Source organism: Klebsiella sp. WOUb02 (genome assembly GCF_050058015.1).
Classification (GTDB): Bacteria; Pseudomonadota; Gammaproteobacteria; order Enterobacterales; family Enterobacteriaceae; genus Klebsiella.
Genome location: NZ_CP170110.1, coordinates 455,386 through 479,357, shown reverse-complemented (window position 1 = coordinate 479,357; position 23,972 = coordinate 455,386). Strand labels below are relative to the sequence as shown.

The window sequence follows — 23,972 nt, the reverse complement described above, 5'->3', positions numbered from 1 at the left end:
GTAACTATCTGTTAGAAGTAAAAATTAGCCCTATGTTGCTACAGAGCCCCTAATGTTTCAACGAGTAGAAGATCTTTTCTGCCAGACCGTGAGATATACCCGGTACTTGAGCTATCTCTTCGACGCTGGCCTTCTGGAGCCCCTGCAGACCGCCCATATATTTCAGCAGCATCTGCCGACGCTTTGGCCCTACCCCTTCGATAGTCTCCAGCGTGCTGGTACTTTTCACTTTTGCCCGTTTTTTACGATGCCCGGCGATGGCGTGATCGTGCGACTCATCGCGGATATGCTGAATGACGTGCAGCGCGGGAGAGTCCGGCGGCAGGCTAAACCCTTCGCCCTCAGGTTCAAAGAATAGCGTTTCCAGGCCCGCCTTACGATCGCTGCCTTTTGCTACCCCTAATAGTAGAGGATGATGTTTATCCCATGTCACATCCAGCTCGGCAAATACGCTTTTCGCCTGCCCGAGCTGCCCTTTACCGCCATCGATCAGGATAACGTCCGGGATCTTGTTCTCTTCGATAGCTTTACCGTAGCGCCGGCGCAGAACCTGGTTCATCGCCGCATAGTCATCCCCCGGCGTAATCCCGGAGATATTATAGCGCCGATACTCGGCGCGCAGCGGCCCGTTGCTGTCAAACACCACGCACGAGGCGACGGTCTGTTCGCCCATCGTGTGGCTGATATCAAAACACTCCATGCGCTTCACCGCCGGCAGCTTGAGCAGCGCGGCCAGCGCCTGCAGGCGCTGATGGATGGTTGACTGCTGAGAGAGTTTGGTCGTCAGCGCCGTCGCGGCATTGGTACGCGCCAGCTTAAGGTAGCGCGCGCGGTCGCCGCGGGGTTTCGTCTGAACATTCACCCGCCGCCCCGCCAGTTCGGAGAGCGAATCCGCGAGCAGGGTTTTATCGCCAAGGTTAAAGTCGAGCAGAATCTCCCCGGGCAAGGTACGCATCTGGCTACCCTGCAGGTAGAACTGACCGACGAAGGTCTCCACCACTTCCCCGAGCTCGGTGCCGCCGGGAACCTTAGGAAAATAGCTGCGGCTGCCCAGCACTTTCCCCTGACGAATAAACAGCACGTGGACGCAGGCCATGCCCGAATCAAAGGCGACGCCGATAACGTCCAGATCGTCGCCACTATTTGAGACAAACTGTTTCTCGGTCACCCGGCGTACGGCCTGGATCTGATCGCGAATGCGCGCCGCCTCTTCAAACTCCAGCGCCTGGCTGGCCTTCTCCATGCGGGCAATAAGCTGCGTCAGGACCTGATCGTCCTTGCCGGCCAGAAACAGCCGCACGTATTCAACCTGCTGCGCATACTCTTCCTCGCTAACCAGACCGGCCACGCAGGGGCCAAGGCAGCGGCCAATCTGGTACTGCAGGCATGGACGCGAGCGGTTGCGGTAGACGCTATTTTCGCACTGGCGAACGGGAAAGATTTTTTGCAGCAGCGCCAGCGTTTCGCGCACCGCATAGCCGTTCGGGAAAGGACCGAAATATTCGCCCTTCGCATGCTTTGCGCCGCGGTGGGTCGCCAGCCGCGGATGGGTATCGGCGCTGAGGAAAATAAAGGGGTAAGATTTGTCATCGCGCAGCAGCACGTTATAGCGCGGCTGATACAGCTTGATATAGTTATGTTCAAGCAGCAGAGCTTCCGTTTCGGTATGGGTTACCGTTACGTCTATTTGCGCGATCAGAGCCACCAGGGCTTCGGTTTTACGCGAAGCCAGATTGCTGCGAAAATAGCTGCTTAGCCGCTTTTTCAGATCTTTTGCTTTACCCACGTAGATAACGGTACCGCCGGCATCGTACATCCGATAGACGCCCGGCTGGCTGGTCACTGTCTTCAGGAAAGCTTTGGCATCAAAAACATCACTCACAGACTTGCTAACGACTCCGCATTACACAGGCCATGGCGGATTGCCAGGTGAGTCAGCTCAACGTCGCCGTGAATGTTTAATTTACTGAACATCCGATAGCGGTAGCTGTTCACCGTCTTGGGGCTCAGATTCAGCTGCTCTGAGATCTCGTTGACCTTCTGACCCTTAGTGATCATCAGCATAATCTGCAATTCTCGTTCCGACAAACTGGCAAACGGCGATTCCGTTTTTTCCGGCTCGATCTGGCTGAGCGCCATCTGCTGGGCGATATCCGAGGCTATATAGCGCTGCCCGGACGCCACGCAGCGAATCGCATTGACCACCTCCTGCGGCGCGGCGCCTTTACTCAGGTAGCCCGCGGCCCCTGCCTGCATAACCTTCGCCGGCAGCGGATTTTCGGTATGAACGGTGAGCATAATGACTTTGGTATCGACGATAGAACGCGCAATTTTACGCGTCGCCTCAAGACCGCCGATTCCCGGCATATTCATGTCCATCAGGACAACGTCAACGGGATTCGCCCGACACCATTTAACGGCATCCTCGCCGCAGCAAGATTCGCCAACGACGTTAATCCCTTTTATATCTTCCAGAATGCGTCGTATCCCTGCGCGCACCAGTTCGTGGTCATCAACAAGAAGGACGTTGATCAAAGGAATAATCTCCAGAATTAGGGATAACACAGCTGATAGTTTATCGAACCCATATTACCGGGTTTTGGCATAATTTTAAAAGCCAAAAGTGTTCTTCAGAGGATTTATCCGCCATTAATGGCAAGTTGTTTGCACACCTGGTGGAAACCCATACATAACAGAGAGTTGTATAAGGTCCTGTTTTTAACATTCGGCATACAGAAAACGCAATAAGCACAACATAATACATCGTTGATAAATACGAAAGAAAATATGTAACAATAATTAACGTTAAAAATCACACTAAAAATTAACAATTTGCGGGCGCCATGTTCAGCCAATTAACCCCTTCACAGCTCCGATCAGAGAACGTAAATTACGCGCTCCTTTTTTTTCTCTCGCTTGTGGTATACTGCGCCGCTTTGAGATTTAGTATTGCGCAAAAGCGCCGATAGCAAACGAGGATATCGATGAGCACACCAGATTTTTCCACTGCAGAAAATAATCAAGAGCTGGCGCAGGAAGTGACCTGCCTGAAAACGCTGCTGACGCTGATGCTCCAGGCAATGGGCCAGGCCGATGCGGGTCGGGTGATTATTAAGATGGAAAAGCAAATCACGCAGATGGAAGATGAGGCTCAGGCTGCCGTATTCTCCAGCACCGTTAAGCAAATTAAACAGGCTTACCGTCAGTAACAATAAACCGGCTGAAAGTATAAACTGACAGCCGGTTTCACGCCTGGCACGCAGAACGATGGGCTAGCTCAAATTAAGCCGGTGGCAACCGCATAGCAGGCTATTTGCGTTTTATTCGGCGCGTTGAATTTTCGTTGCATATTTTTCTGATGAAAATTGACGGTATTTTCTGAGATAGAGAGAATTATCGCGACCTCCGCCGAGGTTTTCCCTTCCGCAGTCCATTTCAAAATCTCCAGCTCACGCCGGCTGAACTTCATTTCCGGCGGCATCACCATCGCGTCCTGCAGGCGTAACAGCGTTAATAAACTCAGCTCAACCAGCGTTCTCAGGCGCATTTCCAGCTCGTCTGCCGGATATGGTCCTGCGCTACGATGCTGCCCAGAGATCGAGAGAAACCCCTGCGCATGGTTGGGTAAGGTGAGGCACTGCGTGATCCCTTTTACCAGCCCGTGATCGCGCGCGCCGTCCCATAACTGCTGGGCATCGCGAAACAGCCCGTCATTCCACGGCAGGTGACCTTGAAGAAAATTTTCCGGCCGCAGCACCGGATCGATGGCAAAATAGTTCTCGGCTTGATAGTGCGCCATCCACGCCTGCGGATAGGTCGTCTGCAGCGTCACCTTAGGGCGCGTAAAGGGCACGGGATGACGCACGCAGAGAGCAAAATAGTCATATTCCAGCCCTTCCGCCTGCTGCTGCAGGAGATTATAAACCTCCTCTCCCGCCGAAATTGACTGAAATTGTTGCAGCATTTCCCGCCGCCAGCTGAAAAAATCATTGTCCCTCATAACCGACTAAATAACTCCTGATTAATTATCATTATTACAAATACAAAAACTAACACATAAATCTTATTTCTATGTATAAAATATCGTGTACACCGCACATATTAGATCGTTACTGGCGCTATTCAGCGGCGGCGGAAGAAGAGAATGTTGTCTCATTTATCTCAGCCGAGGATATATTTTCAATGGTGGAAGGTGCTTAGCGCGCATCCTGCGGCAGATATTGCCTCCTCTTACCCCTGCGGTTTTACCTTCAGCGATAAGGAGTGGCGTATCGTTCCGCTTGGTCGGTACGCGGCTGAATATAAAAAAATCAATCGATAAGCAGCGTTTAATAGTTCCGCTCTTTCAGAATGGCGCTATCGTCCTGCGCGTGGGGGAGGATTTTCATTCCGCAGGCCGGGTGAGCGACATTTGCTGCGGCTGGCGGGAACGCCGGTTATCTGGTCGTCCCCGCCCTTTGTCGGGCTCGGCAGCCGCAGGCCGTTACTGCATCAGGAATTTTTCGAGGAACTGGCGCGTGCGCGGCTGCTGCGGATTGGCAAATAGCGCCTTAGCCTCACCCTGCTCGACGATACGTCCCTGATCCATAAAGATAGCGCGGTCGGCTACGTCGCGGGCAAAGCTCATTTCATGGGTCACGATAACCATGGTGCGCTTCTCCTGCGCCAGCTGACGGATCGTATTCAGCACTTCGCCCACCAGCTCAGGGTCGAGAGCCGACGTGGGTTCATCAAATAGGATCACGTCCGGGCGCATCGCCAGCGCGCGGGCAATCGCCACGCGCTGCTGCTGGCCGCCGGAAAGCCGGCGCGGATAGCTATTCTCTTTTCCGCTCAGCCCAACCTTCGCCAGCAGCTCGCGCGCCCGAATAATGGATTCATTTTTATCTTCACCCTTCACGATAACCGGTCCTTCGATGATGTTCTCCAGCACCGTGCGGTGCGGGAACAGGTTGAAGTTCTGGAAGACAAAGCCGACGTGCTGGCGCAGACGGCGAATCAGCCCCTTCTGCTGGCTGAGGCTGCGGGCGGTATCGATAGTAACCTCCCCCACCCGAATGGTGCCGCTTTCCGGCTGTTCCAGCAGGTTGATGCTGCGCAGCAGCGTCGTTTTACCGGAGCCGCTGGGGCCGATAATCGCCACCACTTCGCCCTCCGCCACCTCCAGGTCAATACCGTGCAGTACCGTCTGTCCGTGGAACTTTTTCACCAGGTTTTTGACTTCAATGGCACTCATTTTGGATCACGCTCCTGGCGGTTCAGCTGATTTTCAAAATAGTTTTGCAGCGTCGACAGCACCGTCGCCATCACCCAGTAAATCAGCGATGCGGCCAGATACATGGTGAAAACTTCCAGCGTACGGGAGGTAATAAGCTGCGCCTGGCGGAACAGTTCCGGTACCTGGATAGTCGCCGCCAGCGACGTATCTTTCACCAGGCTGATAAAGCTGTTAGAGAGCGGCGGTAGCGCCACGCGCGCGGCCTGCGGCAGAACCGCACGCCGCAGGGTTTGCCACGGCGTCATGCCGATGCTTGCCGCCGCTTCCCACTGCCCTTTATCAATCGAAGCGATCGCCGCGCGCAGCGTTTCGGCGGCATACGCCGCGGTGTTGAGCGACAGGCCGATCATCGCCGCCGGAATGGGATCCAGCTCGATGCCAAACTGCGGCAGACCGTAGTAAATCATAAACAGCTGGGCGATCAGCGGCGTGCCGCGGAAAATAGAGATGTAGACCCGCGCCAGCCACTTTACCGGCCAGAGGGGCGACATTCGCATCAGCGCGAGAAGAAAGCCCAGCACCAGGCCAAAGAACATGCCGCCGATGCTCAGCTGTAGCGTAAATACCGCGCCCTTGAGGAGATAAGGTGCGGAATCGAAAACCAGTTGGATACTCTCTTGCATTCTGTTTATTCTGCTTTAGATATGGGGATGATAGGCAAACAGCGCCGGCGCTCCGCCGGTGTGAATAAATAAGATCGGCCCTTCATCCTTAAAGCGCTTCTGCTGAATACCGTCAATCAGCCCGGCCATCGCCTTCCCGGTATAGACCGGATCCAGCAGGATACCTTCAAGCTGCGCCAACAGTTTTACCGCTTCCATTCCTTCGTCATTCGGCGTGCCGTAGCCTTGCGCGAAATAGTCGTCCCACAGCGTAATGTCGGCTTTTGCCTGCAGTTCGAGGCTATTTGCGACCGCCTGCTGTAGGGCTACGACTTTCGGCAGCTGGTCCGCCACCTTGCGCGACACGGTGACGCCAATCAGTTCGCTCCCCGGCATCAGCTGTTCCAGGCCCACCGCCAGGCCGGCATGGGTGCCGGCGCTGCCGGATGCGACCACGACGGACGACAGCTCTACCGCGCCCTCGCACTGCTGGGCAATCTCCAGCGCGCTTTCAACGTAGCCCAGCGCGCCCAGCGCGTTGGAGCCGCCGACCGGGATCACGTACGGCCGATAGCCCTGAGCCTCGATACGCGTCGCCAGCTCTTCCAGCTGCGCATTGGGGTCGGTCAGCGCATCGCACATCTCAACCCGAGTATTGAACAGATCCAGCAGCAGGCGATTGCCGTTGGTCAGGTAGTTCTCCGCGCGGGTGCCAATCGGGTTTTCCAGCAGAGCCACGCAGTGCAGGCCAAGCTTAGCCGCCACCGCCGCCGTCTGGCGAACGTGGTTAGATTGAATCGCGCCGGCGGTGATCAGCGTATCGGCGCCTTCCCGCAGCGCATCGGCCGCCAGGAACTCCAGCTTGCGCAGCTTATTGCCGCCCATAGCAAGCGGAGTTACGTCGTCACGTTTGATAAAAATTTCGCGACCGAGGTGATCGGACAGACGCGGCAGGTATTCCAGCGGCGTCGGGGCGCCAATCAGCTCCAGGCGCGGGAAACGCGTTAAATTTTGCAGTGACATGATATCTCCTGACTGAGAGCCAATCCCTCAGGCGTTATTATTCCGGGCAAACCAGCCCATAAAATAGCCTGATGAAACAGGCCCTTTGTCTTTATTATGCACGTAGTCGCGGACGAAATAAAAAAAGGCGCTACTATGAGCGCCTTTTTTCACCGCCGGCCGTTATTTCGTCACGTCAGCGCCAAACCATTTTTCCGACAGCGCTTTCAGGCTGCCGTCTTTCTGCATGTCGGCAATGGCACCATCCACCGCTTTCAGCAGGTCTTCATTACCTTTACGCAGCGCCACGCCGGACTCCTGGCGCGAGAACGCTTCGCCGGTCACGGCCAGGGTATTGCCCGTTTTCTTCACCAGATCCAGCGCCGCCAGACGATCGACCAGAATGGCGTCGATGCGGCCTACGCGCAGATCCTGATATTTAGTCGGGTCGTCATCATAGGTGCGGATATCCACGCCCTGCACGTTCTGACGCAGCCACTCTTCGTAGTTGGTGCCCAGACCCACGCCGACTTTCTTGCCTTTCAGGTCGGCCGCCGTTTTGATAACGCCTTCATTGCCCTTTTTCACCAGCGCCTGAACGCCGGAGACGGTGTACGGCGTGGAGAAATCATATTTTTTCTTACGCTGATCGGAAATGGTCACCTGGTTAATAACCACGTCAATGCGTTTAGAATCCAGCGAAGCCAGCATCCCATCCCATTTGGTCGGTTTCAGGTCGGCCTTCACGCCCAGATGCTTCGCCAGCTCGTTAGCGAAGTCGACCTCAAAACCGGCCAGCTTGCCGTCATCACCCTGAAAGCTAAACGGAGGATAGGTGCCTTCCAGACCCACGCGCAGCGTGCCGCGCTCTTTAATTTGGTTAAACAGGTTTTCCGCAGCAAACGTTTTTACGCTAACGCCAGTCATCAGAACCACAGCCATTGCGCCCAGCAGCGCCTGGCGGCCGAAAAATGCTAATTTCATAGAGACCCCACAGAGTGATATTTTTTTGTAGTGTAAGGCGTTTATCCGGATCGACCAACATCTATCCGCTACATCTTATTCCAATTTATTATATATGATGCCGTTTATGGCATAGTGAAAAACGCGGACAAAATTAATCGTATTTGCTGGAGATCTCTCATACTGCAAGAGTCAGCTTGATGACGTCTGGAGCACGGAAGATGAAAAACCCCACGTTATTGCAGTGCTTTCACTGGTATTACCCCACCGGCGGCGAGTTATGGCGTGAAGTTGAGGCGCTGGCGCCTAACCTGAACGAAATCGGCGTCAATATGATTTGGCTGCCTCCCGCTTATAAAGGCGCTTCCGGCGGCTACTCCGTCGGCTATGACAGCTACGACCTTTTTGACCTTGGCGAGTTCGATCAAAAGGGCTCGATTGCCACCAAATACGGCGATAAGGCGCAGCTGCTGGCGGCCATCGCCGCGCTACAGCAGCACGATATTGCCGTCCTGCTCGATGTGGTGGTCAACCACAAAATGGGCGCCGATAAAAAAGAGCGCATCCGCGTTCAGCGCGTGGACGAGCAGGATCGTACGCAAATAGCCGAAGAGATCGTGGAGTGCGAGGCCTGGACCCGCTACGAATTCCCCGCCCGCGGCGGTAAATATTCGCAGTTCGTCTGGGATTATAAGTGCTTTAGCGGTATCGATCATATTGAGAACCCGGACGAAGACGGCGTTTTTAAAATCGTTAACGACTATACCGGCGAAGGCTGGAACGATCAGGTCGACGATGAGATGGGCAACTTCGACTACCTGATGGGCGAGAATATCGACTTCCGCAATCATGCGGTTACCGAGGAGCTCAAGTACTGGGCGCGCTGGGCGATGGAGCAGACCGGCTGCGACGGTTTTCGCCTCGACGCGGTGAAGCATATTCCAGCCTGGTTTTATAAGGAGTGGATCGATCACGTCCAGGAAGTGGCGACCAAGCCGCTGTTTATCGTGGCGGAATACTGGTCGCACGAAGTCGAAAAGCTGCAGCACTATATTGCGATGGTGGATGGCAAAACGCTGCTGTTCGACGCCCCTCTGCAGATGAAGTTTCACGAAGCCTCGCGCCAGGGCCGCGATTACGATATGAGCCAGATCTTTAGCGGTACGCTGGTTGAAGCCGATCCTTTCCACGCCGTCACCCTGGTGACCAACCACGACACGCAGCCCCTGCAGGCGCTGGAGGCGCCGGTTGAGCCGTGGTTTAAGCCGCTGGCCTATGCTCTTATTCTGCTGCGCGAAAACGGCGTGCCGTCGGTCTTTTATCCCGATCTCTTCGGCGCCAGCTATGAGGATACGGGCGGAGATGGTCAGACTTACGCTATCGAGATGCCGGTGATTGAACAGCTGCATGAGCTGATTGATGCCCGTCAGCGCTTTGCCCACGGCGTGCAGACGCTGTGGTTCGATCATCCGAACTGCATCGCTTTCAGCCGTAGCGGTACCGATAACGATCCGGGATGCGTCGTGGTGCTGTCGAACGGCGATGACGGTGAAAAATCGCTGACCCTTGGCGCCAATTACGGCAATAAGCGCTGGAAGGATTTTCTCGGCAACCGGGAGGAGCAGGTAGAAACCGACGACGAAGGCTGCGCGATCTTTACCTGCCGCGGCGGGAGCGTCAGCGTGTGGGTTATCGAAGAAACGTTGTAAATCCGCTGAGTATCGCGGGCTGGGCGCGCTGCCAGCCCGCAGGTGTCTTAGCGCGCGCTTTTCGCCGCCGCGGCGGCTTTACTCCACGCCTGCTCGCACTCGGGAGTCAGGCGGTCAACGCGAGTCAGGGTCATGCGATCGTACTGCAGGGTATTGCCCGTGCGTTCGACAGAATAGACATCCAGACCTGAGGTGACGTTGTAAACCTGCTCATCACGCTGCATTAATTTGCCCGGCGTGGCGATGACCCGCTGCCACTGACGACAATCGAGGGTATCTCCATCATTGGTCACAATCAGGCTGGCAATCGCCTCCGGGCTCATCATTTCGCTCTGCGGACCTTTTGATTGCCAGTATCCCGCTAACCCGGCGGGCGCTGACGCTTTGACAACCTCGTTATAATTATCCACCTGAACGCATCCGGCGAGAGTCAACAGAGCACCAGCAATTACTATCTTTTTCATCATTCATCCCACACACCGATAAAAAAGTATTGTGGCATTAAAGCGTTAAGCCTGCCACCACTCTTGCTGCGAGCGAAAAACGGCACCCGACGGCGGTCTATCCGGAGCAATCGCCCGTGCCGCTAAATGACGGAATGGTTTATTCAGGCATTAATTAATATTCTTGATGAAATGACATATTGGTGAGGTGAGAATTTATCCAGACAGCATAAGGATAATCCGAAAAAAGAATAACTCCGGGCCAGCAAGCATATCTGTAACTGGAAGTTTTTGCTTTTAATTCCCCGACGTAACATGATGCACGCCTGTACTTTGGGAGTATTCCTGGCAAATTATAGGCAATATTACGGAATAGTTCAGGTTACTTAATGGTTTCAACACGGTACCTTGTTTTATTACCCACTTAAATGGACTTCATCGCGCTTACCGGCGAAGGATGAATTATCGTTACGTGTTGATTGAGGATGGGTCATGTCAACGATTATCATGGATTTGTGCAGCTACACGCGACTGGGATTAACCGGGTATCTGACAAGCCGAGGAATAAGAAAGCGTGACATCAGCGAAGTGCAAACGGCGGCGAGCCTGAAGGAGAGCTGTGAATCATCCCGCCCGGCGGTGGTGTTTCTCAACGAAGATTGTTTTATTCATAACGAAGAGAGTAATCAGCTTATCCGACAAATCATTACGGACTATCCCGGCACGCTATTTATCATCTTTATGGCGCTGGCTAACGTTCATTTTGATCACTACCTGCTGGTGCGTAAAAACTTACTTATTAGCTCGAAGTCGCTTACGCCGAAAGACCTTGATGGCATTCTGGGTAATCATCTGAAATACGATGGCTTCAGTGCTGAACGCATCAATATACCCACGCTGTCATTGAGCAGGGCCGAATCAAATATGCTGCAAATGTGGATGGCCGGACACGGGACATCGCAAATATCGACGCAGATGAACATCAAGGCTAAGACCGTGTCGTCGCATAAAGGCAATATTAAAAAGAAAATCCAGACTCACAATAAACAGGTGATTTACCATATTGTGCGTCTGACGGAAAACATTACCTCCGGGATTTACGTCAACATGCGATGAAAGAACTGGCGGCAGCAACCGCCAGTTCTGCTGTCAGACAGACTCGTCGATTTTCTCCACAAAGACGCCGTCCGGATGCCCTTTCTCGTTGAAAAACCAGATCCCCAGCGGATAGTCTTCCAGCGAAACCAGATACATTGTTCCTTCGCTAAACGACTCTATTGCCAGTACTACCCCCGATCGACGTGGGCCACCGTCGGTCTTCACCGTGACACGATCGTTCACCTGCATAACTCGTCTCCTCTATTTTTGAGCCAGTGTAGAACAAAACCGCCGAATGCGCAGCGTCCCGCCCGATGAGCGGCGTTTTTATAGACCGTCTATACTTGAAAAGGCACTGTTGGAGCCAAGCGAGGTAGCGATGATGAAATCCGCCAAAGAGAGCAATTTGGCTAGCGGCGGGGGTGGCGTCAATGTTGACGCCCTGCTGGCGGCCATTAATGAGATTAGCGAAAGCGAAGTGCAGCGCGCTCGCGACGATCCCCATCACGTGAGCATTGATGGTCGCGATTACCATACCTGGCGCGAGCTAGCGGAAGCCTTTGAGCTCGATATCCATGACTTTAGCGTCACCGAAGTCAACCGCTAGGCGCAGGCGAAAAAAAATCCCGACTCGCAGGAGTCGGGATGAAACTTGCTAATGCAAGAAGCACTTGAAAATTCGTTACACCGGGAGATCCGATGCCCGGAAAACATTATCCTCAATTATTTTGCATGACAAGAGCAATTGATGCAGAAAATAATTGAGAAATGCGTCTAATGATTTCAGGGTGTTGAATAACCCGGGCAGCATAAGGCTTCGTCGATAGCGCTGCGCCATGAGTCACGCTTAATCCCGCCCTCTCATTTAAGAAAAATCTCATATCAGGAGATGGCCGTACCGCCGCAAACGGATGACGACGGCCAGCCCCGACGCTCATCCGGCAAAACAGACCTGGTTTCGGCCATTCTGTTTCGCGAGATAGAGCCGGCGATCGGCGATCGACTGCAGGTTTTCAAAGTTAACCTCCGCGGAATCCTCGCTGCAGCTGACGCCCAGTGAGGCGCTGATGCGCAGGCTCGTACTGTTGCAGAGCAGTATTTCACGGCCGTTGATGCGAACGCGGATACGCTCGGCTATCGCAACCGCCTCCTGCAGCGTGGTATCCGGCATAACCACGCAAAACTCCTCCCCGCCCACGCGCCCGGCGAGATCGCCTTCGCGGATGCTGCTGGCTATCGTACCGGCGACCAGAGACAGCACCCGATCGCCGGACTGGTGGCCATGCTGGTCGTTAACCCGCTTGAAGTAATCCAGATCGAGCTGGATAACCGCGAGCGGGCGCCTCCCGCGCTCGCACTCTCCGGCGGCGGCAATGGCTCTTTCAAACAGCGCGCCGCGGTTTAACAGCCGCGTTAGGGCGTCGTGCCAGGCCTGCCACTCCAGCGACTTTTGCAGCACGCTCATATTGCGCACCATGCGCAGAATAACCAGCCAGGAGATAAATAGCAGGCAGGTAAACAGCAGCCACATCAGCATCAGCGCGATGGTAATCGATCCAAACTCACCGCGGACGCCCTCCTGAAGAGTGTGAATACGCAGCAGGACGCCATCAAAATTATGCAGCTTTTCCCAACTGATGTAGCGGGTTAGCAGGCGCAGGTTGCCCCTGTTGTCGTACGAGAAGGCGTGGCGCAGCCTCTCCTGCTCGCGGGGCGAAAGCAGAGTGAGCACATTGCCCGGTGCGGAAGAGGCAATCAGGTTCAGCCGGCTGTCATACAGCTGATACTCCCCGTCCTGCCCGCCCTTTGCGGCGCGCATCAGAAAGTCCTTCATTTCGCGAACGGAGAAGTCCATGGCCAGCACGCCGTGCCAGGAGTGGCAGAAATCCAGCGGTACGGAGGCGGTCACCACCTGGGCATCGCGCAGAGAGCCCTCCTCAGGGAAGGTTTGCCAGACTACGCCGCGCCCGGGATTGGTCCGCTGGGCCTGGCGGGTAAACCACGGGGAGCGGGTGGCATCGCCGTACAGCGCCAGCGCCTGGCCGCTGTTCTTTAGCGTCTCCGTGCTGATAAAAAAGCCGCTGCGCGATACGTACAGCATGCGCTCGGTAAAGCCGCGGTTATTATTGGCCAGCCGCAGCAGGTAGCCCAGCTCAAGCGTGGCCATCAGCTCGTTGCCGGCGAGGGTGTTGTCGCGGGACAGGATATTCGCGCTGTCGACAAAAGTATCGGATACGCCGTAGACCGGTAGCGTACGCCGGTTGTGTAACGCCACCGACCATATCGCTTCATGGCGTCTGCTCATGTACTCCTGCTCGGCGTTACGCAGGATCGTAAAATCTAACGGCGTCTCCAGCGCCGACTGCATGCCGTTGCGGAAAAAGATCATCCGGTCGATATTAAACTGCAGCAGGCCGTCCATTTCGTGGGCGACGTTTTCAAGATTATTGCGCTGGTTATCGACATACGCCTCCTCCAGCACCATTATTTCCCGCCATATCAGCAGCGTAGAAAAAAAGAACACCACGACAAAACAAAAATTAACCACATGTCCCGGGCTCAAAAGGCGGCGCAGTTTTCTCCCCCACGGCGGCTTATTCATCGCTCTCTCGCAGTACCATCATAGACACAAACGCCCGGTATAAACCGGGCGTTATTGGGTTCAGGAGACCTGTTCTGCGCCCCCTCCCCCACGAACCAATTCATCTTCACGGAACGCCTCACGCTTAACGGCATAACCGTCATACCAGCGGCATTCAACCATGCCGTTAGCAAAACCGGTGACAACCATGCGCGGCCCGCCGTTTTTCCGCCTTACTTCATCGCTGATGGACCAGACCATTTTTCGCTCCGTAATCCGGGAGAAACTGTTTCACCTTAGACGAAGCTGCGACATTTTGCATAACCGCCGGCGGATTTACTTTGCCGCGCGACGAAGTCCGGAAATGGCCTTCACGCCCGCCAGCACCACGGCGCCAATGATGAAACCCAATACCAGGTTTACGCCGGTCGGCAGCAGCGAAGCGGCGAAGCCGGACATGCCGCTGGCCAGATTTTCCACTGCGTGGTGCAGCGGAGTTATGCCGTGAACCACGATGCCGCCACCGACGAGGAACATCGCCAGCGTCCCGACAATCGACAGCACTTTCATCAGACGAGGCGCCACCGCCAGCAGACCTTTACCGAGCCACCGGGCCAGCACGCCGCCTTTCTCCACCAGCCAGTAGCCCATATCGTCCAGCTTCACGATAATTCCCACCAGGCCATATACGCCAACGGTCACCAGAATGGCGATCCCGGAAAGGATCAGAATCTGGTTTAACAGCGGCGCGTCCGCCACGATGCCGAGGGTGATAGCGACAATTTCGGCGGAGAGGATAAAGTCCGTACGAATGGCGCCTTTCACCTTATCGCGTTCAAAGGCCAGCGGGTCGCGTTCAGCCAGCGCCTCCAGGCGCTGCTGCCGGGCCTGCGGGTCCTCTTTATGTTTGCGGGCCTGCACGCTATGCAACACCTTTTCGACGCCTTCAAAACAGAGGAAGGCCCCGCCAAGCATCAGCAGCGGCGTAATCGCCCACGGAATAAAGGCGCTGATTAATAGCGCCAGCGGCACCAGGATCACTTTATTGACCAGGGACCCCTTCGCCACCCCCCAGACCACCGGAAGCTCGCGGTTCGCCCGCACGCCGGTCACCTGCTGGGCGTTGAGGGAAAGATCGTCCCCGAGCACGCCTGCCGTTTTCTTCGCCGCCAGCTTACCCATAACGGAAATATCGTCGAGCAGCGTGGCAATATCGTCCAGTAAGGTTAAAAGACTACTTCCCGCCAAAATACTATTCCTTCATTTTATGGTTATTAAACATAGAGTATGGGGCAAAATCGGCCTCTCGCCCAGCAAAGCAAATAGTCAACAAAAAATTAACAATCACCGGGTAATTAAAGCGCTCGCCAGCGAGGTAGTTTTCACGTTTACTATATGCCTCCTTCCTGTTTTTGTTCCGTCGTGAGGACGTATGTCTACCCGTCAGTTATTACCGCTTATCGGGGCGCTGTTTGCGCTATATATCATCTGGGGCTCCACCTACTTTGCCATCGCCATTGGCGTTGCCAGCTGGCCCCCGCTGATGATGGCCGGTATTCGCTTCCTTTCTGCCGGAGGGTTGCTGATCGCCTACCTGCTGGCTACCGGACACAGGATCCCGGCGCGCAGACCGCTGCTCAACGCGGCGCTGATCGGTATTTTGCTGCTTGCCGTTGGCAACGGCTTCGTCACTCTGGCAGAGCACCAGCACGTGCCTTCCGGTATTGCGGCGGTGATGGTCGCCACCGTCCCACTGTTTACCCTGTGCTTTAGCCGCTTTTTCGGTATCGCCACGCGAAAAATCGAGTGGCTGGGCATCGCCATCGGCCTGGCGGGCATTATCCTGCTCAATAGCGGCGGTAATTTAAGCGGCAACCCCTGGGGCGCGCTGCTGATTCTGATCGGCTCCATGAGCTGGGCGTTTGGTTCGGTCTATGGTTCAAGAATTGAGCTTCCGACCGGCATGATGGCCGGCGCAATTGAGATGCTCGCGGCGGGAATTGTGCTGCTGCTCGCCTCCGCTCTGACCGGCGAAAAGCTCACCCAGATGCCCTCATGGTCGGGGATTCTTGCCGTCGCCTATTTGGCCATATTCGGCTCGCTGATTGCCATTAACGCCTACATGTACCTGATCCGTAACGTTACCCCCGCCGTTGCCACCAGCTATGCCTACGTTAACCCGGTGGTCGCCGTGTTATTAGGAACCGGGTTCGCCGGAGAGAGCCTGTCGCTGACCGAGTGGACGGCCCTCGGCATCATTATTTTTGCGGTCGTGCTGGTGACGCTCGGCAAGTATCTGTTTCCCGCCCGCAGCGAAGTAGCGCCCTGTAAGGTTGAAAAGTAGGCTACGGCCCGATTCCCTGCGTATCAATCTGCGCGCGGCTTCCGCCGCCGCAGATCCACTCCTCCAGACGTTCGCTAAGCGCTTGGTCGCTGAGCTTTTTCCGTCCGCGTAGCGCGCACTCCCAGACGATCAGTACCCGCCATCCCTGCTCGAGCAGCAGCGCCTCGTCCCGCCGGTCCCGCGCCACGTTGCCGTCGATTTTTTTCAGCCAGAACGCCGTGCGGGTTGCCGGGACCTTGAACAGGTAGCAGTCATGATGATGCCAGAAGCAGCCGTGGGCAAAGATAGCGCAGCGGTAATCGTTCACCACAAAATCCGGGCGCCCCGGCAGCGCGGCCTCCTGAGCGGTAAAAGAAAAACCGGCCTGCGTGAGCAGCCCGGCCAGGCGTTTTTCTATCGCCGTATCGAACGTAGCGATGGCGCGCATATTTTTACTGCGGGTGGCTTTATCGTGAACGTCCATCATCATCCTCGGGATCGCGGCGGGCCACCGCCTGCGCAATTCGCGGCTGCAGCAGCCTGGCGACGGCGGCAAACACCGGCACCACCACCGAGTTGCCGAACTGGCGATAGGCCTGAGTATCGGAAACGGGAATGCGGAAACGGTATCCCTGCGGGGCCTCAAAGCCCATCAGCCGCGCGCATTCTCGGGGCGTGAGTCGACGCGGGCGCCGCTGCTGGTTTTGCGGGTCGTCAAAGTCCTTTTCGCCAAGCGCGCGATCCCAGCCGCGGTCGATAAGAATTTCGGCACCATCCTTGTAGTAGCGAGCCGACAGCGTGCGCGCCACGCTATGCGGATTGCGTGGGTCAACTAACCCATAGCCAAAACCGTTGCCCAGCGCCTGATGCTTACGCGCGTAGCGATAGAGGTACTTCCACAGCACCGGGGTCAGAATAAATTTGGCATCCACCGTCGGCTCAAGCAGATCGCCAAACGTCGGGCGCTGGGTCGGGTAAAGCGCGGAGATATCGCGCAGGGTAAACCCATCGTGCAGCTGCAGGTCACGACGAAAGCCAACCAGCACGATGCGTTCCCGGTGCTGCGGCAGGAAGTTGCGGCCATCGATAACCTTGGGATCGTCCGCCCCGCTATGTCCGGCATCAGAGACCTCATAGCCCAGTTCGTCGAGGGTTTGCATAATGATGCTAAACGTTCGCCCCTTATCGTGGCTCTTCAGGTTTTTGACGTTTTCCAGAACAAAGATTGCCGGCCGTCGCGCCGCGATAATCCTGACGACGTCGAAAAACAGCGTGCCCTGCGTCTCGCAGGCAAAGCCGTGGGCGCGCCCAAGCGCGTTCTTCTTCGACACCCCGGCGAGGGAGAAAGGCTGGCAGGGAAAGCCGGCCAGCAGCACATCATGCTGAGGAATGGCGTCGCGAATGTGTCGCGCGGCCTCATCGTCGCTGATATCGAGACGATGGCTGAGGGTAATATCCCGGATATCGGCATTGAAGCGATGCTGCTCGGGGTCGCAATACCAGTTCGCCTTGTAGGTGCGCACCGCGTGCTTGTTCCATTCGCTGGTGAAAACGCACTGCCCGTTGATGGCTTCAAAGCCGTTGCGGATGCCGCCGATACCGGCGAACAGATCGACAAAGCGAAAAGCGTACTTCGGATGATGAGCAGGCGGCTGCGGCAGCAGCGATGCCAGATGCGCGATCTCCCGCTGGCCCAGGCGGCCGGCCGCCCGGGGCACCGTCGCGACGCGCTTGAGTATTGCCGGGCTCCAGTGCTGTTCGCCGACGGCCACCAGCTGCGCTACCAGCGTTTTCACATCATATATTGCCATCAGCTGGCGCAATAACGCCTGCGCATCTTCCCCGGCCTGCGTGACCGGCAGAGACGGGGGATTTTCCTTAGATAAATTTTGCGGCATAACCTCAACCAGCTGGACACTTTTCGCAGAGATTACCACAAATAGCGCAGGCAGTTTTAAGCCTGTGGATCAAAGCGGCGCAAAACCGCCTCATCCAGCGCGGTGGGATCACCCTGCAGCTGCTGAGCTGAGCTTCGCCATAAACTGCACCAGGAAGCGGGCGTTGTGTTCCGCCATCGCTTTTCCTTCATCGGTTTGCATCGTTTTTGGCAGGCTCAGCAGCTTGCACTGGAAATGGTCCAGCGCATAGGTGCGATCGTCCAGACTGCGCCGGTCGGCAAAAGGATCGTCAGCGTCAAACAGGATATTATTCAGCGCGCCGGAAACCGCGAAAACGCGCGCCAGGCCAATCGCGCCCAGGGACTCGAGCCTGTCGGCATCCTGGACAATCTTCGCCTCTTCGCTGAGGGGAGGAATACCGGCGCTGAAGCTATGCGCCTCAATGGCGTGCAGCACGGCAGGATAGCGGTCGACGGGAAAATCGGCAAAAGACGACTGCAGAATGCTTTGCGTCTTTTTCGCCGCCATCACCGATGAGCGGCTGCGGTCGGGGTGGTTTTTGGGCAGGCTCACAATGTCATGAAAGTAACAGGCGGTGAGGATCGCCAGACGGTCAACCTGCCGGCCAGCGGCCAACCGCTGGGCGGTGCCCCACACGCGACGAAAATGCGAAATGTCGTGCGCGGAGTCGCCCTGCGAATGATGCTCTATCAGCCAGGTTTCAAATCGTTGCTGCCAGTCAACCAGTTCCATACGCGTTCCTTTGAGAGAAGGTAGGCTGCGAGCATAGCAACTTTAATCCTGATGTTCATATCTCCGGCTATCAGGCCGCGTATACCAGGCGATGGCCCCAAGGGCTAACCCAACGATGCCGAGGACAAGAAAGCCCAGCAGCGCGCCCAGCCATTTCCCCGTCGTCGAACCCAGATCCCCGTCAACGCCCGCGCCTGGCAGGCTTTGAATATGTCCGACAACCCACCAGTAGCGCGCCATCGCCCACAGGAAATAGCCGCAGAAGGCGTAAAACGCCCATAGCGCCAGCTTCCCGGCGGGACTCCGTTTCGCTTTCTCTTCCATTCAACTGCTCTCCTTTCTTCAGTAACGAAACGTCACCTTAAAATGAAAAATGTGATTAAAATCACATTATACAGCGAAGTTTGCCATCAGGCACCCGTAACCTCGGGTGAAGTACGCTCGACGAATCAAGGTCGTCCGCAGCGCCTCTTATCTACTCCCGATCGATAATATGCCCAATCACGCCGGCATATTATTCCCGACAACGCTCGATTTAATCTCTTTTCAATGCCGACTATTCTTCCACGAAATAATTCAGCGTCCATGATGGATAATTATCACCCGAACTTGTATGAAGCGATTAAACATAAACATTATAAATTTTATAATGAACGTGAACCTCTCAAATAAACAAATAACTCACTGTTATAAAAGACAATAAATAAGATCAATGACTCAACAATGAACGATAAAATATTAATATAAAGAATTAAAATGAAACATTTTGCAATATTATATATAATTTAATTACATTTTTAATTTAAATAAAAATGAACCTTCGCAGATAGTATCTATTTTGCATTTCAGCAAGACTCGTTGACATTCACATTAATTATAAATAAAAGGGAATATATAATGAAAAGAAAAGCACTGGCAATTCTGGTGTCGTCCTTATTAATCTCTGGGGCCTCTAGCGCAGCGGAAATCTATAATAAGAGCGGTAATAAAGTCGATTTTTACGGCAAAATGGTCGGCGAGCATATTATGACCGATACCGACGAAGGCAATCGCAACTCTGAAGACACCTCCTACGCGCGGTTCGGCGTTAAGGGTGAAACGCAGATCAACAGCGATCTGATCGGCTACGGTCGGTTTGAGTACAATATGAAAGCTAACCGGCCAGAAGGCGATCAGGGCAGCGCGACCCGTCTGGCCTTTGCCGGTTTAAAATACGCCAGTTACGGCTCATTTGATTATGGCCGCAACTACGGGGTGGTATACGACGCCGCAGGCTACACGGATATGCTGGTTGAGTGGGGCGGAGACGGTCTGGTGCATACCGATAACTTTATGACCGGCCGAGCCAACGGCGTCGCCACCTACCGCAATACCGACTTTTTTGGCCTGTCCGATGGGCTGAACTTTGCTCTCCAGTACCAGGGTAAAAATACCAACCGCGATCGTCTGAAAGCAAACGGCGACGGCTACAGCATGTCCGTTGACTACAGCCTCGACGGATTTGGTTTTGCCGCCGCCTACGGTAATTCCGACCGTACGGACGAACAGACCGCCGACGGTAAAGGTGAAACGGCGGAGGTCTGGAGTATCGCGGCGAAATATGATGCCAATAGCCTGTATACGGCCGTTATGTATGCCGAATCACGCAATATGCTGCCGATGGAAAATGGCCTCATCGCCAATAAAACGCAGAGCGTTGAAGCCGTCGTGCAGTACCAGCTCGACTTCGGTCTGCGCCCTTCCCTGGGCTACGTCTACGCGAAGGGTCAGGATCTCGGCAACGACAGGCGCGGCAACGCAGAGATCATGAACTACGTTGAGCTGGGTACCTGGTACTACTTCAACAAAAACTTCAACGTCTACACCGCCTATAAGTTCAATCTTCTCGATGAGAAAGACCGCGTTGTCACCGGCGCGGCGACTGATAATCAGTTCGCGCTCGGCATCACCTATCAGTTCTGATGCCGCCTCACCTACCTAAGCCCGCCTCGTGCGGGCTTTTTTTTGTTGGCCGCCGCCCGACAGCAAATTCGGAGACGGCCTAATGCGCAATCGCCGACGGTGGCACATTTTTAAATGAGCGCGACCGCGGATAACGTCACACGACTTAGCTCACAAAATGAAGGAGATACTGGCAAACTTCTACCTTGAACAATCGCTAAGTGATAGCTTATGAGGCGTGAGAAGCGTTCAATCCCGTCCAGCAGGAGCCGACATCAGATGGCACAGGTAACGGAATTCTGAACAACAGGAATTTGATTAAAGGATTTTTGAATCAGATAGATAGAAGTTGAAGTGGCGGAGAGAGGGGGATTTGAACCCCCGGTAGAGTTGCCCCTACTCTAGTTTTCGAGACTAGTCCGTTCAGCCGCTCCGGCATCTCTCCGCTGTAGAGGTTGCTATAATGCCAGGTTCTTTGGCATTTTAATAGCTCCTGTCTCTTTAATTACGTTCAAGTGACGACTTTGCGAGCAATATGATGTTTAAATGGCCCTGGAAAGCAAATGAAGAGTCCGGCAGTGCGCAAATACCGTGGGAGCAAGCGCTTGCCATCCCCGTTTTAGCCAACCTGTCCACGCAGGAGCAGCAGCAGCTTGTACAGATGGCGGCGCGCTTTTTACAGCAAAAACGCCTGGTTGCCCTGCAGGGGCTGGAGCTCACTCCGCTACAAAGCGCGCGCATCGCGATGCTGTTTTGCCTGCCGGTCCTCGAGCTCGGCATTGAGTGGCTGGACGGTTTCCACGAGGTGCTGATCTACCCCGCCCCGTTCGTCGTCGATGATGAGTGGGAAGATGATATTGGCCTGGTGCATAACCAACGGGTTGTGCAATCGGGACAAAGCTGGCAGCAGGGGCCCATTATTCTTAACTGGCTGGATATTCAGGACTCCTTCGACGCATCTGGTTTTAACCTCGTCGTACACGAAGTGGCGCATAAGCTTGATACCCGCAACGGCGATCGCGCCAGCGGCGTACCGCTCATACCGTTACGCGAGGTCGCCGGCTGGGAACACGATCTCCACGCGGCCATGAACAACATTCAGGATGAGATTGATCTGGTCGGCGAGAGCGCCGCCAGTATTGATGCCTACGCCGCAACCGACCCGGCAGAGTGTTTTGCCGTGCTGTCAGAATATTTCTTTAGCGCCCCCGAGCTGTTCGCCCCGCGTTTTCCGGCGCTTTGGCAGCGTTTTTGCCACTTTTACCGCCAGGACCCGCTGCAAAGATTACGTGATAATGAAGAGCAGGACGCGGACGACGCGCGAATTGTGCACTAAAACAACGAGCTGAGCTAAATTTAGCCATCTGAATCAGCTAGTTAAATTTAGTATTGACACAAAAATGCAAGGCCAGTAGTATGCGCCTCGTTCACACGATTCCTCTGTAGTTCAGTCGGTAGAACGGCGGACTGTTAATCCGTATGTCACTGGTTCGAGTCCAGTCAGAGGAGCCAAATTTAAAAAGCCTGCTTAAGGAAACTTAAGCGGGCTTTTGGTTTTTTCATACCTCTCTGCGAATCCTTATGTGATTCTGATTCAATAGGCCAGCGTGAAAACTCTTCCCGATGTTTTTTAGTTTTCCCTCCGCATCGGGAAAAATTGGTGGTCAGATTTGGGGTCTCTCCAAATGTCTCTTAACGATTCCAAAATCCGCAACTTAAAGCCATCCGCAAAACCCTTCAAAGCTTCCGATTCTCACGGTTTATATCTTTTAGTTAATCCCGGCGGTTCGCGTCACGGGTATCCCAGCTGAATTGAATGCGGCCCCTGTTTCCTGACCGCATTCCCCAACGCGCCTCATGGCTTCATAACGACACGGCCAAGCGGTTTCGCCGTCTCGGCGAATTCGTGGGCGGAGGCAGCGTTGGCCAGGGGGAATATACGATCGATGACAACCCTGATGCGCCCTGCAGCTACGGCCTGCAACATGTCGTCCACGCTTGCCCGAACTCCGGGTCTTTCAAAAAGGGGGCCCATGAATACCCCCATAAGCGTCTGATTAGACTGCATTGGCGGCCGCAGGTCGACAGTCAGGCTGCCGCCGCCCGCATTACCGACGAAGACCAGACGTCCTTCCGGAGCGAGTGCAGAAAGCGAAGCAGGTAACGTCGTCCCCACAGGATCGATGACGAGGTCCACGCCGGCGCCGTGGGTGAACTGTCGGACACTGTCCACGACGTCATTCGCTGCACGATCCACGACATAGTCGGCGCCAAGTTCAAGCAACCGACTTCTTCGCTGCGTTCCGCTTGCCACAGCGATAACCGTCGCGCCCGCCTGCGAGGCAAGCTGAACGGCTGCGAGACCCACGCCGCCAGTCTGCCGCCTGAATAAGGACGGTTTCTCCCTGCCGGAGCATGCCTCGTGTGAAAAGGCAATGATGCGCGGTGCCAAAGGAGATCGGTAACACCGCCGCGTCTACCGCATCCACCCCATCTGGTATCCGCCATGTTCGTTCCGCGGGCACGGCCCAACGTTCCGCATGTGACCCCTGTATGTTAAAAGCCGTGACTCTGTCCCCCACCGCGCGGCTACGGACGTTCGCTCCGACGGCAACCACCCTGCCCGCGGCGGCGCTGAACGGCGGTTGATGAGGTCTCCCCCTTCAATCGAGATAGCCTCGACAGCAATCAGGACATCGTCAGGCCCGGCGACTGGCTCGGGGATATCGATATATTTCAGGACGCCGGGAGCGCCTTCCGCGTCATAAACCGCTGCTTTCACAAGTTTTCCTCCGTCTCTCTGACCGATCGGCAGTCACAACCGCCGCTCGCCGTCGCCTGGCCACCTGGCGCCGTAACGCTTAGGGCAGCCGGGCAACCACCTTAATCTCAAACTGGAATCCGTAAAGCCAGGTCACGCCGACCCCGGTCAAAGTGGGGTAAGGCGCTTCCCCCCAATATTCTGGCAGGACACTCCAGATAGCGTCGAGGTTCGACTCGGGATCGACGACAAAGAGGGTGACGTCAACCACGTCACCGAATGTGCAGCCCGCAGCCGCGAGAACAGCATTCAGATTATCGAATGCCAGCCCGATCTGCGCTTTTAGATCCGGTTCAGGCGAACCATCCTCGCGGCTACCCACCTGCCCCGAAACGAACAGGAAACCGTTAGATTTGATGGCCGGTGAATAGCGATTGCGCTCATAGAGCGCCTGCCGACCGAAGGGAAAAACTGCTTCGCGTGCTGTCATGTTTATACCTTTGCAAGGGGGCGAAATCTGCCCGGTGAACATAAAGACACTTTACAGGTGCTGGATCGGCGGGATAAACAAGCGACTTTGTTCATCATTGTTTGTAAAATCCAAACAATCGGTGAAAAGA

The 23,972-nt window shown here is 55.1% G+C and carries 24 protein-coding genes, 2 tRNA genes and 2 pseudogenes; 9 read left to right on the top strand and 19 right to left on the bottom strand.

All coding sequences use genetic code 11. The features are described from left to right. Nucleotides 1-49: 49 nt before the first annotated feature. Entirely contained in the window at nt 50-1,882 is a 1,833-nt protein-coding gene (gene uvrC / locus ABOC21_RS08955) for an excinuclease ABC subunit UvrC (RefSeq protein WP_426814302.1), read from the bottom strand. Then, a complete protein-coding gene (uvrY, locus tag ABOC21_RS08950) occupies nt 1,879-2,535 on the bottom strand; it encodes a UvrY/SirA/GacA family response regulator transcription factor (protein WP_095101610.1) in 657 nt (218 codons plus the stop codon). The genes uvrC and uvrY overlap by 4 nt, the downstream gene beginning before the upstream one ends. Before the next feature lie 449 nt (nt 2,536-2,984). Between uvrY and ABOC21_RS08945 the strand changes: the two genes are divergently transcribed. Continuing rightward, nucleotides 2,985-3,209 (top strand): DUF2594 family protein, encoded by a 225-nt coding sequence (locus tag ABOC21_RS08945; RefSeq protein ID WP_004864152.1) that lies wholly within the window; start codon nt 2,985-2,987, stop codon nt 3,207-3,209. 68 nt (nt 3,210-3,277) lie between these two features. On the opposite strand, the gene sdiA is transcribed toward ABOC21_RS08945, so the two are convergent. From sdiA to tcyJ, 5 genes are all read right to left on the bottom strand, one after another. Next, the gene (gene sdiA, locus ABOC21_RS08940; protein ID WP_426814301.1) at nt 3,278-4,000 is read right to left on the bottom strand and encodes a transcriptional regulator SdiA; all 723 of its coding nucleotides are present in this window, start codon (nt 3,998-4,000) and stop codon (nt 3,278-3,280) included. 483 nt (nt 4,001-4,483) lie between these two features. Then, nucleotides 4,484-5,236, bottom strand: a complete 753-nt coding sequence (gene tcyN, locus ABOC21_RS08935) for an L-cystine ABC transporter ATP-binding protein TcyN (protein ID WP_426814300.1) — start codon at nt 5,234-5,236, stop codon at nt 4,484-4,486. Continuing rightward, a complete protein-coding gene (tcyL, locus tag ABOC21_RS08930; protein WP_426814299.1) occupies nt 5,233-5,901 on the bottom strand; it encodes a cystine ABC transporter permease in 669 nt (222 codons plus the stop codon). Before tcyL ends, tcyN begins: the two co-directional genes overlap by 4 nt. Before the next feature lie 15 nt (nt 5,902-5,916). Continuing rightward, a complete protein-coding gene (dcyD, locus tag ABOC21_RS08925; protein ID WP_426814298.1) occupies nt 5,917-6,903 on the bottom strand; it encodes a D-cysteine desulfhydrase in 987 nt (328 codons plus the stop codon). A gap of 162 nt (nt 6,904-7,065) precedes the next feature. Beyond that, the gene (gene tcyJ, locus ABOC21_RS08920) at nt 7,066-7,866 is read right to left on the bottom strand and encodes a cystine ABC transporter substrate-binding protein (protein ID WP_426814297.1); all 801 of its coding nucleotides are present in this window, start codon (nt 7,864-7,866) and stop codon (nt 7,066-7,068) included. A 200-nt stretch (nt 7,867-8,066) separates the two neighbouring features. On the opposite strand from tcyJ, the gene amyA reads away from it, so the two are divergent. Further along, entirely contained in the window at nt 8,067-9,554 is a 1,488-nt protein-coding gene (gene amyA, locus ABOC21_RS08915) for an alpha-amylase (RefSeq protein WP_426814296.1), read from the top strand. A gap of 47 nt (nt 9,555-9,601) precedes the next feature. Here the strand turns inward: amyA and yedD are convergent, their stop codons facing one another. Continuing rightward, nucleotides 9,602-10,018, bottom strand: a complete 417-nt coding sequence (gene yedD / locus ABOC21_RS08910; RefSeq protein WP_426814295.1) for a lipoprotein YedD — start codon at nt 10,016-10,018, stop codon at nt 9,602-9,604. A 471-nt stretch (nt 10,019-10,489) separates the two neighbouring features. Here yedD and rcsA point away from each other — a divergent pair, with 471 nt between their 5' ends. Then, entirely contained in the window at nt 10,490-11,113 is a 624-nt protein-coding gene (gene rcsA / locus ABOC21_RS08905; protein ID WP_426814294.1) for a transcriptional regulator RcsA, read from the top strand. 33 nt (nt 11,114-11,146) lie between these two features. Here rcsA and dsrB read toward each other — a convergent pair whose 3' ends face one another. Then, entirely contained in the window at nt 11,147-11,344 is a 198-nt protein-coding gene (gene dsrB / locus ABOC21_RS08900; RefSeq protein ID WP_426814293.1) for a protein DsrB, read from the bottom strand. A gap of 133 nt (nt 11,345-11,477) precedes the next feature. Here dsrB and yodD point away from each other — a divergent pair, with 133 nt between their 5' ends. Next, nucleotides 11,478-11,702: a YodD family peroxide/acid resistance protein gene (gene yodD, locus ABOC21_RS08895; RefSeq protein WP_426815449.1), complete on the top strand. Its 225-nt coding sequence runs from the start codon at nt 11,478-11,480 to the stop codon at nt 11,700-11,702. Between the two features lie 327 nt (nt 11,703-12,029). Here the strand turns inward: yodD and dgcQ are convergent, their stop codons facing one another. The 3 genes from dgcQ to ABOC21_RS08880 form a co-directional block, all read right to left on the bottom strand. Next, nucleotides 12,030-13,697: a cellulose biosynthesis regulator diguanylate cyclase DgcQ gene (gene dgcQ / locus ABOC21_RS08890; RefSeq protein ID WP_426814292.1), complete on the bottom strand. Its 1,668-nt coding sequence runs from the start codon at nt 13,695-13,697 to the stop codon at nt 12,030-12,032. A 60-nt stretch (nt 13,698-13,757) separates the two neighbouring features. Then, nucleotides 13,758-13,937 (bottom strand): YodC family protein, encoded by a 180-nt coding sequence (locus ABOC21_RS08885; protein ID WP_426814291.1) that lies wholly within the window; start codon nt 13,935-13,937, stop codon nt 13,758-13,760. A 75-nt stretch (nt 13,938-14,012) separates the two neighbouring features. Next, the gene (locus ABOC21_RS08880; protein WP_426814290.1) at nt 14,013-14,924 is read right to left on the bottom strand and encodes a DUF808 domain-containing protein; all 912 of its coding nucleotides are present in this window, start codon (nt 14,922-14,924) and stop codon (nt 14,013-14,015) included. 184 nt (nt 14,925-15,108) lie between these two features. Between ABOC21_RS08880 and yedA the strand changes: the two genes are divergently transcribed. Next, nucleotides 15,109-16,020 carry a drug/metabolite exporter YedA gene (gene yedA / locus ABOC21_RS08875; protein WP_426814289.1) on the top strand — a complete coding sequence of 304 codons (912 nt, stop codon included), beginning with the start codon at nt 15,109-15,111 and terminating at the stop codon, nt 16,018-16,020. Nucleotide 16,021: 1 nt separating this feature from the next. On the opposite strand, the gene ABOC21_RS08870 is transcribed toward yedA, so the two are convergent. From ABOC21_RS08870 to drpB, 4 genes and pseudogenes are all read right to left on the bottom strand, one after another. Beyond that, entirely contained in the window at nt 16,022-16,486 is a 465-nt protein-coding gene (locus ABOC21_RS08870; protein WP_426815448.1) for a very short patch repair endonuclease, read from the bottom strand. After that, nucleotides 16,467-17,897 carry a DNA cytosine methyltransferase gene (locus ABOC21_RS08865; protein ID WP_426814288.1) on the bottom strand — a complete coding sequence of 477 codons (1,431 nt, stop codon included), beginning with the start codon at nt 17,895-17,897 and terminating at the stop codon, nt 16,467-16,469. The genes ABOC21_RS08870 and ABOC21_RS08865 overlap by 20 nt, the downstream gene beginning before the upstream one ends. 56 nt (nt 17,898-17,953) lie before the next feature. After that, nucleotides 17,954-18,650, bottom strand: a pseudogene (locus tag ABOC21_RS08860) (phosphohydrolase). Nucleotides 18,651-18,692: 42 nt separating this feature from the next. Continuing rightward, nucleotides 18,693-18,974, bottom strand: coding sequence for a cell division protein DrpB (gene drpB / locus ABOC21_RS08855; RefSeq protein WP_426814287.1), 282 nt, complete (start codon nt 18,972-18,974; stop codon nt 18,693-18,695). A 573-nt stretch (nt 18,975-19,547) separates the two neighbouring features. Here drpB and ABOC21_RS08850 point away from each other — a divergent pair. Then, on the top strand, nt 19,548-20,612 hold the full coding sequence (locus ABOC21_RS08850) for a porin (protein WP_426814286.1): 1,065 nt from the start codon (nt 19,548-19,550) through the stop codon (nt 20,610-20,612). Nucleotides 20,613-20,946: 334 nt separating this feature from the next. Here the strand turns inward: ABOC21_RS08850 and ABOC21_RS08845 are convergent. Continuing rightward, a tRNA-Ser gene (locus tag ABOC21_RS08845) sits at nt 20,947-21,036 on the bottom strand. 90 nt (nt 21,037-21,126) lie between these two features. Between ABOC21_RS08845 and mtfA the strand changes: the two genes are divergently transcribed. From mtfA to ABOC21_RS08830, 3 genes and pseudogenes are all read left to right on the top strand, one after another. Continuing rightward, complete coding sequence (gene mtfA / locus ABOC21_RS08840; RefSeq protein WP_426814285.1) at nt 21,127-21,927, top strand: DgsA anti-repressor MtfA; 801 nt, start codon at nt 21,127-21,129, stop codon at nt 21,925-21,927. Between the two features lie 100 nt (nt 21,928-22,027). Further along, a tRNA-Asn gene (locus tag ABOC21_RS08835) sits at nt 22,028-22,103 on the top strand. 173 nt (nt 22,104-22,276) lie between these two features. Then, nucleotides 22,277-22,393 (top strand): annotated as a pseudogene (locus tag ABOC21_RS08830) (Arm DNA-binding domain-containing protein); the annotation flags it as partial. A gap of 53 nt (nt 22,394-22,446) precedes the next feature. On the opposite strand, the gene ABOC21_RS08825 reads toward ABOC21_RS08830, so the two are convergent. Continuing rightward, the gene (locus ABOC21_RS08825) at nt 22,447-22,905 is read right to left on the bottom strand and encodes a quinone oxidoreductase family protein (protein ID WP_426815447.1); all 459 of its coding nucleotides are present in this window, start codon (nt 22,903-22,905) and stop codon (nt 22,447-22,449) included. A gap of 547 nt (nt 22,906-23,452) precedes the next feature. Further along, nucleotides 23,453-23,842, bottom strand: a complete 390-nt coding sequence (locus ABOC21_RS08820) for a RidA family protein (RefSeq protein ID WP_153257690.1) — start codon at nt 23,840-23,842, stop codon at nt 23,453-23,455. Between the last annotated feature and the right edge of the window lie 130 nt (nt 23,843-23,972).

Bases quoted from the DNA above. Each gene is read 5' to 3' on its own strand.
- ABOC21_RS08945 (WP_004864152.1), top strand. From the start codon at position 2,985: ATGAGCACACCAGATTTTTCCACTGCAGAAAATAATCAAGAGCTGGCG.
- sdiA (WP_426814301.1), bottom strand. From the start codon at position 4,000: ATGAGGGACAATGATTTTTTCAGCTGGCGGCGGGAAATGCTGCAACAA.
- tcyN (WP_426814300.1), bottom strand. From the start codon at position 5,236: ATGAGTGCCATTGAAGTCAAAAACCTGGTGAAAAAGTTCCACGGACAG.
- tcyL (WP_426814299.1), bottom strand. From the start codon at position 5,901: ATGCAAGAGAGTATCCAACTGGTTTTCGATTCCGCACCTTATCTCCTC.
- dcyD (WP_426814298.1), bottom strand. From the start codon at position 6,903: ATGTCACTGCAAAATTTAACGCGTTTCCCGCGCCTGGAGCTGATTGGC.
- tcyJ (WP_426814297.1), bottom strand. From the start codon at position 7,866: ATGAAATTAGCATTTTTCGGCCGCCAGGCGCTGCTGGGCGCAATGGCT.
- amyA (WP_426814296.1), top strand. From the start codon at position 8,067: ATGAAAAACCCCACGTTATTGCAGTGCTTTCACTGGTATTACCCCACC.
- yedD (WP_426814295.1), bottom strand. From the start codon at position 10,018: ATGAAAAAGATAGTAATTGCTGGTGCTCTGTTGACTCTCGCCGGATGC.
- rcsA (WP_426814294.1), top strand. From the start codon at position 10,490: ATGTCAACGATTATCATGGATTTGTGCAGCTACACGCGACTGGGATTA.
- dsrB (WP_426814293.1), bottom strand. From the start codon at position 11,344: ATGCAGGTGAACGATCGTGTCACGGTGAAGACCGACGGTGGCCCACGT.
- yodD (WP_426815449.1), top strand. From the start codon at position 11,478: ATGAAATCCGCCAAAGAGAGCAATTTGGCTAGCGGCGGGGGTGGCGTC.
- dgcQ (WP_426814292.1), bottom strand. From the start codon at position 13,697: ATGAATAAGCCGCCGTGGGGGAGAAAACTGCGCCGCCTTTTGAGCCCG.
- ABOC21_RS08885 (WP_426814291.1), bottom strand. From the start codon at position 13,937: ATGGTCTGGTCCATCAGCGATGAAGTAAGGCGGAAAAACGGCGGGCCG.
- yedA (WP_426814289.1), top strand. From the start codon at position 15,109: ATGTCTACCCGTCAGTTATTACCGCTTATCGGGGCGCTGTTTGCGCTA.
- ABOC21_RS08870 (WP_426815448.1), bottom strand. From the start codon at position 16,486: ATGATGGACGTTCACGATAAAGCCACCCGCAGTAAAAATATGCGCGCC.
- ABOC21_RS08865 (WP_426814288.1), bottom strand. From the start codon at position 17,897: ATGCCGCAAAATTTATCTAAGGAAAATCCCCCGTCTCTGCCGGTCACG.
- drpB (WP_426814287.1), bottom strand. From the start codon at position 18,974: ATGGAAGAGAAAGCGAAACGGAGTCCCGCCGGGAAGCTGGCGCTATGG.
- ABOC21_RS08850 (WP_426814286.1), top strand. From the start codon at position 19,548: ATGAAAAGAAAAGCACTGGCAATTCTGGTGTCGTCCTTATTAATCTCT.
- mtfA (WP_426814285.1), top strand. From the start codon at position 21,127: ATGATGTTTAAATGGCCCTGGAAAGCAAATGAAGAGTCCGGCAGTGCG.
- ABOC21_RS08820 (WP_153257690.1), bottom strand. From the start codon at position 23,842: ATGACAGCACGCGAAGCAGTTTTTCCCTTCGGTCGGCAGGCGCTCTAT.